Annotated in this window: 10 protein-coding genes; 9 read left to right on the top strand and 1 reads right to left on the bottom strand. The window is 43.2% G+C overall.

What is annotated here, in order from left to right; genetic code table 11:
• Positions 1–27: 27 nt before the first annotated feature.
• Positions 28–1,074, bottom strand: a complete 1,047-nt coding sequence (locus ACFINI_RS09025; RefSeq protein WP_375647939.1) for a Fic family protein — start codon at positions 1,072–1,074, stop codon at positions 28–30.
• Positions 1,075–1,168: 94 nt separating this feature from the next.
• On the opposite strand from ACFINI_RS09025, the gene ACFINI_RS09020 reads away from it, so the two are divergent.
• The 9 genes from ACFINI_RS09020 (at position 1,169) to ACFINI_RS08980 (ending at position 8,605) form a co-directional block, all read left to right on the top strand.
• Positions 1,169–1,738 (top strand): hypothetical protein, encoded by a 570-nt coding sequence (locus ACFINI_RS09020; RefSeq protein WP_375647932.1) that lies wholly within the window; start codon positions 1,169–1,171, stop codon positions 1,736–1,738.
• The gene (locus tag ACFINI_RS09015) at positions 1,728–3,674 is read left to right on the top strand and encodes a phage terminase large subunit family protein (RefSeq protein ID WP_375647927.1); all 1,947 of its coding nucleotides are present in this window, start codon (positions 1,728–1,730) and stop codon (positions 3,672–3,674) included. Before ACFINI_RS09020 ends, ACFINI_RS09015 begins: the two co-directional genes overlap by 11 nt.
• A gap of 3 nt (positions 3,675–3,677) precedes the next feature.
• On the top strand, positions 3,678–3,926 hold the full coding sequence (locus ACFINI_RS09010) for a phage head-tail joining protein (RefSeq protein ID WP_375632641.1): 249 nt from the start codon (positions 3,678–3,680) through the stop codon (positions 3,924–3,926).
• Positions 3,926–5,470 carry a phage portal protein gene (locus ACFINI_RS09005; protein ID WP_375647921.1) on the top strand — a complete coding sequence of 515 codons (1,545 nt, stop codon included), beginning with the start codon at positions 3,926–3,928 and terminating at the stop codon, positions 5,468–5,470. Before ACFINI_RS09010 ends, ACFINI_RS09005 begins: the two co-directional genes overlap by 1 nt.
• A complete protein-coding gene (locus ACFINI_RS09000) occupies positions 5,460–6,533 on the top strand; it encodes a S49 family peptidase (protein WP_375647915.1) in 1,074 nt (357 codons plus the stop codon). The genes ACFINI_RS09005 and ACFINI_RS09000 overlap by 11 nt, the downstream gene beginning before the upstream one ends.
• A 110-nt stretch (positions 6,534–6,643) precedes the next feature.
• Positions 6,644–6,796, top strand: a complete 153-nt coding sequence (locus tag ACFINI_RS08995; protein WP_375647910.1) for a hypothetical protein — start codon at positions 6,644–6,646, stop codon at positions 6,794–6,796.
• On the top strand, positions 6,793–7,161 hold the full coding sequence (locus ACFINI_RS08990; RefSeq protein ID WP_375647906.1) for a head decoration protein: 369 nt from the start codon (positions 6,793–6,795) through the stop codon (positions 7,159–7,161). Before ACFINI_RS08995 ends, ACFINI_RS08990 begins: the two co-directional genes overlap by 4 nt.
• 12 nt (positions 7,162–7,173) lie before the next feature.
• Positions 7,174–8,250 (top strand): major capsid protein, encoded by a 1,077-nt coding sequence (locus ACFINI_RS08985; RefSeq protein WP_375647901.1) that lies wholly within the window; start codon positions 7,174–7,176, stop codon positions 8,248–8,250.
• Position 8,251: 1 nt separating this feature from the next.
• Positions 8,252–8,605, top strand: a complete 354-nt coding sequence (locus tag ACFINI_RS08980) for a hypothetical protein (protein ID WP_375647898.1) — start codon at positions 8,252–8,254, stop codon at positions 8,603–8,605.
• Position 8,606 lies beyond the last annotated feature (1 nt).

Here is an 8,606-nt window from a genome sequence, read left to right as displayed (position 1 = left end):
GGGAAGGTGGTTAAGAAGGCAATAAAATTAAGGTGCACTATACCAAGTTGATCGTCCACCACCATGACGTATCAAAAGACCTTTTTCAACTAATGATGTAAAAGTTACTTTAAGTGTATTAGGGCTTGCACCAACCTCACGCACCATATCGCGGGTTGTAACACGTCCGTGATTACGCACATAATCAAGAATATTAAGAGCCAATTCAGATAAGGAAAAAAGAGCATTTTTTTCACTCTCTATTTTTATTTCTAATTGGCGTTTTTGTTTTTGTAGAGCACGTAAAAAAAAGAGTATCCAAGGCTCCCAATTGGGTGTTTTAGTATAAATTGTTTTTTGAGTTTGATTTAAAGCTAAGTAATAGCTTTCTTTATTATTCTCAATAATGCTTTCAAGTGATGAATATGGTACATAAACATAACCTTTTTGTAACAAAAGAAGGGTGGTTAAGATACGGCTTAAACGTCCATTTCCATCTTGAAAAGGATGAATAGCTAAAAATGTTACATTAAAAATACCAATCGTAAGTAAAGGATGAAGATCCTTTAATTCATTGGTTTTATTGAACCAAGTAATAAGCTCTTGCATTCGGTATGATGTATCAAATGGTGTAGCTGTTTCAAAAACAATGCCAACCATTTTCCCTTGAGAATTAAATGCTGCTACATCATTGCGTAAAGTCTTATATTCACCTCGATGTCGTTGATCTTTCTCACTATTACACAAAAGATCACGATGAAGTTGTTTAATATGATTTTCAGTAATAGAAATATCACTCCAAGATTGAAAAATTGTTTCCATAACCTTGGCATAACCGATAACTTCTTGTTCATCACGACTCTTGAAACGTTTAATTTCTAAGTTTACCAAAAGCTGTTCGATTTCGCGGTCTGTTAACTTACTCCCTTCAATGCGTGTAGAAGATCCAATACTTTCAACAGTAGCAATATGGCGAAGGGCGTTCAATCGCTCAGGTGCAAGAGTACCAAGAGCGCGCCATGCCCCTTTGAACTCATCAATCTCAGTAATGAGAGCCAACAATTCTTGTGTAATTTGGAGTGTATCTGTTTTCATACCGGAATATATACCCGATTATACCCGATTGTCAATCATTCGTAACACAGTAAACTCTTACTTCTTATGGCAGAGAAGAAGGCAAGGAGCAACTATGAATAAGAAAACGCGTAAGGGTCTATCGGTTCGTGCGTTTGCGAAGAAGATGGGTGTTTCACATAATGCGGTGGTTTCTCGGATAAAGACAGGTAAATTTGATGCAGCTCTTTTTGAAGATGGTTCTGTCAATGAAGCGCTTGCAACAGCTATCTGGAATGAGAATCCAACAAAGCGCCCTCCCCCATTTTTAGCACCTGATGGACAACCGCGAACAAAGATTAAACAAGCCTCCACAGATGGAGCCAACGAATACAAGATAAAACTGGAGCGAATGCAAGTTGCGCTAGCAAAAGAAAAGATTGCTCTGGAAAAGTTACGCGAAACAACTGTTGATCGTGAAGAAGTGAGAAAAGAAGCATGGAACTTTGGAAGAGCGCATCGAGATACAATGCTCAATTTTGCCTATCGCTTTGGTACTGAAATTGCGGCGCAAGTGGGATGTGATGCTGCGAGCCTTATTGGAGCTATCGATCATCATATGCGCAAAGCTTTAGTGGAAAATGTCGTCCCTGTTTCTTTTCACGATCCCAACATTTTAGAAGAGAATCCAGAACATGATAAGTGATGCTTCGCCCTCGTCCTCTGATGCTGGGCTCTTTTTTTGCTATGCGAATGAAGGACGCCGTCCTGACCCGCCTTATACTGTTTCCCAGTGGGCTGATAAAAATCGTTATTTGAGCACAGTTACGAGTGCTGAGCCTGGATTATGGAGGACTATACGTACCCCCTATTTACGAGAGATCATGGATAATCTTTCTGTTTATGATCCGACTGAAACAACGGTTGTGATGAAGGGGGCTCAGATTGGAATGTCGGAAGCAGCATTGAACTTTTGTGGTTATGCCATTCATCATAGTCCAGGACCTGCCCTTTATGTGATGCCGACAGTTGAGACCGCTAAGAAACTGTCAAAGTCTCGTCTTGATCCGATGATTTCAGCTAGCCCTGCTTTAAGTGAACGCATTGCTCCTGCTCGTGCACGAGACAGTGGAAATACAATGTTTTCAAAGGAATTTTATGGGGGAACATTGATGATTACAGGAGCAAATAGTGCTGCTGGATTGCGTTCTTCTCCTATTCGCTATTTGGTTTTGGATGAAGTCGATGCTTACCCATTGAATGTCGATAATGAAGGCGATCCTGTAACAATTGCTGAAAAACGAACCTCTGCTTTTATTCAACGTAAAATTTTTAAATTGTCCACGCCGACACACCGTGACACAAGCCGTATCGCCAAGGATTTTGTGCTAGGAGACCAGCGATATTACAACGTGCCTTGTGATGCATGTGGTGTTCTACAGCCCATTGTTTGGTCACAAATCAAGTGGCCAAAAGGCGCCCCCGAAAAAGCTGTGTTTGTTTGTGCCCATTGTGGTCATGAACATGCCGAACATCGTAAGTCCACCTTAATGGCAGAAGAAAACGGTGCTTGCTGGATCGCAACACAGGAGTCAAGTAAGCCTCGTCTGCGTTCTTACCATATTTCAGCGCTTTATTCCCCATGGCTGACTTGGGGCGATTGTGCGCGCGAATTTTTAAGAGCCAAAGAAGACCCTGCTCTTTTGCAAGTTTTTATTAATACAGTTCTTGGAGAGCCATGGGAAGACAGAACAGGCGAAGTTGTTGACCCTGATAGCCTCTATGCAAAACGCGAAGATTATCCATTGGCACCAGAACAAGCCGTGTTGTTGACAGCAGGCATTGATGTGCAAAATGACCGCTTGGAACTTGAAGTGGTGGGATGGGGGCGTAGTGAAGAAAGTTGGCATATTGATTATCAAGTGATCCTTGGTGATCCCTCTTCTTTTGAAGTATGGGACCAGCTGGATGAATACCTTACAAGACGCTGGCCGCATCTAGGTTACAAAGACGGCATCAAGATAACGGCTGCTTGTATTGATACCGGTGGTGGACACACACAAGCGGTTTATAATTACGTGCGCCCCCGTGAGGGACGACGTATCTGGGGGATTAAGGGGCAAGCGGGATGGCGTGCGGTATGGCCACGCCGTCCAAGTAGAAACAACAAAGGACAGATTAATCTCTATATTGTTGGGGTTGATGCAGCAAAAGATATTATCACGGCACGGTTTAAAAAATCGGGACCTGAAGCATCGGGTGCTGGTGCAACACACTTTCACAAAAACCTTGATCGGGAATATTTTGACCAACTGACCGCTGAAAGAAAAGTCATCAAATATTTTAAAGGCTTCAAGCGTATTGAATGGCAAAAAAGTGAAAAGGCAAGAAACGAAGCCTTGGACTGTAGGGTCTATGCTTATGCTGCTTTACAAGGTCTGATTTCGGCGGGAATAAACCTTAATCGAGAAGTTGATATCTTAGAAGAGCGTTTAGAAAAACTTAAAATTGAAGGTTCTGTAGAGCAACCAACATCTGGGATTTCTTCATTCACTTCTCCAAGAAGATCTCAGATAGCAAAACCTCAAAGGAAACAATCCAGAACAGTGATGAATCCTTATATGCGAAGGGATTGGAGGTAATTTGTGGATGAAACTTTAGGACAATTTAACAGCAAAATTAACAGACTGGAAAGTTTAAAAAGGCGGCGTGAACAAATTGAAGAGGCTCTTTATTCGGGTGCGCAATCAGTGCGTCACGGCGATAAGCAAGTCAGCAACCGCTCTGTTGAGGAACTGCGCAGAGCTCTTGAAATGATCAATACGCAAATAGCGGACCTTGAAGGGCGTAAAGGTTCACGCGTTTTCTATTTTAATATATCACGAGGCTATTAATGGCTGGTTTTTTCAATAAACTCACAGGCTTTTTTAAAATTTCTCGTCAACACAATCCCCATTTTGAAGCTGCAAGTAAAAGCCGTCGCATGGGTGGTTTTGACCCCGCCAAAAAACATATTAATAAAGCGATTGAAGAATGCGGTGATACCATTGTTGCCCGTTCAAGATGGCTTTATGACAATGAATCTCTTTATGGGTCTGCAACGGAGGAATGGGTCTCTGCGGCTGTAAGTGATGGGATTAAACCTTATCCTCGTATTGAAGGCTTTCAAGAAGAAAAGAAAAAGCTTTTAGACTTATGGTGGCAATGGGTTGATGAAGCCGATTATGATGAAGATACCAGCTTTTATGGGCTGCAAGCAACCATTGCACGAGAAGTATTTTTAACCGGAGAGTGCTTTGTAAGATTGCATTATGTTGATCTCTACGGGCGCTCTGGTGTGCCTCTTCAGTTGCAAGTTTATCCCACGGAAATGTTGGACCTTTCCTACAATGGACCGGCTGAGATTGAAGGCAATTACATTCGTATGGGAATTGAATTTAATGCCAGTGGTAAGCGTGTTGCTTATCATTTCTGGGAACATCACCCCTATGATGCTTCTCCTTCCAACATAGCATTTAAGAGTCAAGAACGCATACGTGTCCCCGCTGAAATGATCCTTCACATCAAAGAGCGCCGTATTGCCGGACAATTGCGCGGTTCTCCCAAAATAACGCGCTGTATGACAAAGATCTTTCAACTCGAATCCTATGACGACGCAGAACTCGATAGAAAAAGGACGGCGGCTCTTTTCGCGGCGTTTGTCAAGGACAATTCACCAAACGTCGAAAAATTATCCGATAATCGTGATAAAAACAACGTTGAAGAAGAATACAAAGCACCTGTCATTGCGCCCGGTGCATCTCTTTATTTAGGAGAGAATAAAGAAGTTACATTCTCAAATCCTGTTGAGGTTGGAGGTTCTTATGAGGCTTTTCAATTTCGCAATATCTTGAAAATTTGTGCAGCACTTAATATGCCTTATGCCGTTGTGACTGGAGACGTTACGCGGGGGAATTTTTCTAATGTGCGTACCTCTATCATTCAGTTTAGACGGCACGTCAAACAATGGCGTGAACATATTATTGCCTTTCAGTTTAACCGCATTGTGTGGGAGCGTTTTGTTGAAATGGCAGTACTTTCTGGACGCGTTCACTTACCCGGATGGGAAGAAAATTCCTTGCCATGGCTTCAATGTGAAAGCTTTGCGCCCCCGCTTGAAATGATTGATCCAAACAAGGATATCACAGCAGAAAAAGAAGAAATTCGTGCTGGCTTGAAAACACGACGCATGGCACTTGCCGAGCGTGGCTTTGATATCGACAGCATTCATGCCGAACTTGAAGAAGAGCACACAGACGCTCGTGCGCGCGGCTTATCTTTTGACACGGATATGGCAGCGCCCTCTGCTAGCAATCAAGCGATTGATACAGCAGATTCAGACCCTTCTGAGACTTATGAAAGTAACCAAGGCAGTGAGGCACATAAAAATGGTGAATAATCTCGACATGCCGTTTTTGGCATCACGGCTTTTTGGGGTTCCTCATATGCTTGCCTCGACAAAGCTTGATATCATTTTGAATGCTCTTGCACCACGCCTTTTTGAGGGAGAAAAGTTTCCCATTGAAGCTTATTCGCAAGAGAATACAGAAGCTTTAAGACCCCCTGAAACTTATGTAGTACAAAACAATGTTGCCATAATACCGGTTCATGGCACGCTTGTGCGCCGTGGTGCATGGCTTGGGGCTTTATCGGGGCTAACCTCTTATGAAGGTTTAAGGGCTTCTTTTCGTGAAGCCATTGCACAACATGATGTTCGCGCTGTTTTATTTGATATTGACAGCGGCGGTGGAGAAGCCGGCGGTGTGTTTGATTTGGTTGAAGAGTTTCAAACACTCTCAAAACAATACGACAAGCCCATTTGGGCACATGCCAATGAGTTTGCCTGTTCTGCAGCTTATGCCATTGCTTGTGCGGCTTCTCAAATATGGGTAGCTCGTACAGGGGTTGTGGGCTCGATTGGGGTTGTTTGCGCCCATCTTGACCAATCTCGTGCGGATGAAAAACACGGGCATAAATGGACCTTTGTCTTTGAAGGTGATCACAAAACCCATGGCAACCCTCATGAACCCTTGAGCGATACAGCACAGATAAAAATGCAAGCCGATTGCGCCCTGCTCTACGAGATGTTTGTCGATTTGGTGGCGCAAAACAGACGCTTAAATGCTGCTGCAATTCGTGACACAAAAGCAGAAACTTTTATAGGCACCCAAGCGATCACGCTTGGATTAGCAGATGCGCAGGGCACCCTTGCGCAAGCTTTGGAAGCCTTAACGGATTCCATATCACAAAACCCAACATCAACAGAAAAAGAAGGACAAAACACATGGCACGCACACAATACCGCGCTGAAGAAGAGGATGACGAAAAGATCGTCGACATCATCAATGACGAGGAAGAGGACGAAGACGATAGTGACATCGACAAAAACGCCGAAATCTTTGACGACGAAGAAGAAAACGAAGATGAAGATGAAGACAATGAGGACAAGCAGGAAAACATAAAAGCTGCTCTTGAAAAAGAAAGAAAGCGCGCAAAAGCACTAACAACCCTTGAAAGGCAAGCAAAGCACTTAGGCGTTTCTTTTGACGCAGCAAAAGCTATTCAAAACGGTATGAGTCTCGAGAAAGCACGCCAGTGTGTGTTGACGGCTGCTAGCTCTCAAAGCGCGTCTTTAAAAGTCTCGCCTTATACCCCTCATAGTGATGGGACGAGCAAGGCAAAGATTTATGCAAAATGGGAAGCAGCTTGGAGGGCAGTGAAATGACGAATATTATTTATGACGACGTACGCAATGGCGCTTATCTTGGACCCTACGACCCCGATATGTCAAATGAAGAAGTGCTGTTTGCATCAGGAGCATTCATTGAAGCTGGAACTGTCATGGGGAAAATTACAGCATCACAAAAATATACCCCCCTTAATCCAGCAGCAGCAGATGGCAGTCAAATCCCTGCGGGGATTTCTTTTGCCACTATTGACGCAACAGAAGCAGATCAACGTGCCGTGATTACAGCACGCTTATGCACTGTAAAAGCTTCTGAACTGCTATGGCCAGATGCCATCACGGATGAGCAAAAGAAAGCAGCCATTCAGTCTTTAGAAGACAAAAACAACATTCTATTGCGATAGGAGAATGCACACATGGATATGAATTTTTTTAAACATGATGCTTTCTCAAGCATCACAATGATGAAAGCCATTGAAAACTATGAGTTTCAACCTGGTCTTGTAAGCTCTCTTAATCTTTTTGAGGAAGTTGAAACCAGTACCACGGTGGTTGGTATTGAACGGCGTGATAATACATTTTCGCTTATTCAAACCAGTGAACGTGGCGCACCTTTGGCAGAAGGTGATAGAGAGGGTCGTAATCTTCGGTTTTTCAAAACAACACGGATTGCCAAAAGTGATACCGTGAAATCAGAAGAAATCCAAAACCGTCGTGAATTTGGGACAGAAGATCAGTTAGAGACAGCAATGAAATATATTGCCAGAAAACAAAAGAAACTGATTTCTGAAATAGAATTGACATGGGAAAATATGCAACTTGGCGCTGTTCAAGGGGTGGTTCTTGATGCCGATGGCTCTGTTATTGTCGATTGGTACAAAGAATGGGAAATCGCACCACCAAAGCCGATTGATTTTAAACTAAATACAGAAACAACCAATGTTGCTGACAATGTTGATCAAGTCATTATGAGGATGATTGAAGCTTCAAAGGGAGCGTTTTCTGATCGTTCACGCATTATTGGGCTTTGTGGTAATGAATTCTTTTCCAAGTTGAAAAACCATAAAACAATTCGTGAGACCTATTTAAACACAGCCTTAGCACAGACACTCAATAGCGCCGGAGGTGTTGCAACACCAAGTTCGATTGGCTCTGGGAGCTTTGGTAGTTTTGACTTTGCGGGTGTGACTTTCATTAATTACCGGAGTATTCACAACTATAATGTGAGTGCGAAGGCTGGAACAAAGCGCGCCATAGGAATTAAGCCTGATGAATGTCAATTCTTCCCTGTTGATGCGCCTGGTGTCTTCCAAAAAACCTTTGCTCCTGGTGAAAGCTTGGATTTTGCCAACACGGTTGGAAGACCTCTCTACACGATGCTTATCGTCGACCACGACCGTAATGCATGGGTAAAACCGGAGGTCTATAGCTATCCGCTTTACATCTGTACACGCCCTGAAATGCTGTTTAAAGCAGTGATTGGAGCGAAATAACATGCGGTGGAACGGGCTGCTAAACCAAATGGTTAAAGATGTGCGCAACACTTTTGGGCAGCCCATCATCTACACGCGAAAGGACAACCAGCAATCTTTTCGTATCACAGCGATTTACGGCATTAAACATTCGGAATCGGACGCCGGTGGCAGAATCCCTACCACAATTGCAAGAAAGGAACTTGATCTTTGTATCAATGACATTGGAGGATTACCACCAAAACCTCAAGATAGTGTTGTAATCATTTCCCCTGAAAACAACAAAGCCCCCTCTTCTCAAGAGCACTTCGTGATCACAGATGTCCAAGCCTCTGAATCCGGTATGTATAAGCTTATCTTGCGAGAACAGAAATAAT

The organism is Bartonella sp. AA56HLJMS (assembly GCF_042197145.1).
Taxonomy (GTDB): Bacteria; Pseudomonadota; Alphaproteobacteria; order Rhizobiales; family Rhizobiaceae; genus Bartonella.
The sequence above is the reverse complement of the archived record's forward strand: the minus strand, read 5'-3'. Positions and strand labels throughout refer to the sequence as shown.

Bases quoted from the DNA above. Each gene is read 5' to 3' on its own strand.
- ACFINI_RS09025 (WP_375647939.1), bottom strand. From the start codon at position 1,074: ATGAAAACAGATACACTCCAAATTACACAAGAATTGTTGGCTCTCATT.
- ACFINI_RS09020 (WP_375647932.1), top strand. From the start codon at position 1,169: ATGAATAAGAAAACGCGTAAGGGTCTATCGGTTCGTGCGTTTGCGAAG.
- ACFINI_RS09015 (WP_375647927.1), top strand. From the start codon at position 1,728: ATGATAAGTGATGCTTCGCCCTCGTCCTCTGATGCTGGGCTCTTTTTT.
- ACFINI_RS09005 (WP_375647921.1), top strand. From the start codon at position 3,926: ATGGCTGGTTTTTTCAATAAACTCACAGGCTTTTTTAAAATTTCTCGT.
- ACFINI_RS09000 (WP_375647915.1), top strand. From the start codon at position 5,460: ATGGTGAATAATCTCGACATGCCGTTTTTGGCATCACGGCTTTTTGGG.
- ACFINI_RS08995 (WP_375647910.1), top strand. From the start codon at position 6,644: ATGAGTCTCGAGAAAGCACGCCAGTGTGTGTTGACGGCTGCTAGCTCT.
- ACFINI_RS08990 (WP_375647906.1), top strand. From the start codon at position 6,793: ATGACGAATATTATTTATGACGACGTACGCAATGGCGCTTATCTTGGA.
- ACFINI_RS08985 (WP_375647901.1), top strand. From the start codon at position 7,174: ATGGATATGAATTTTTTTAAACATGATGCTTTCTCAAGCATCACAATG.
- ACFINI_RS08980 (WP_375647898.1), top strand. From the start codon at position 8,252: ATGCGGTGGAACGGGCTGCTAAACCAAATGGTTAAAGATGTGCGCAAC.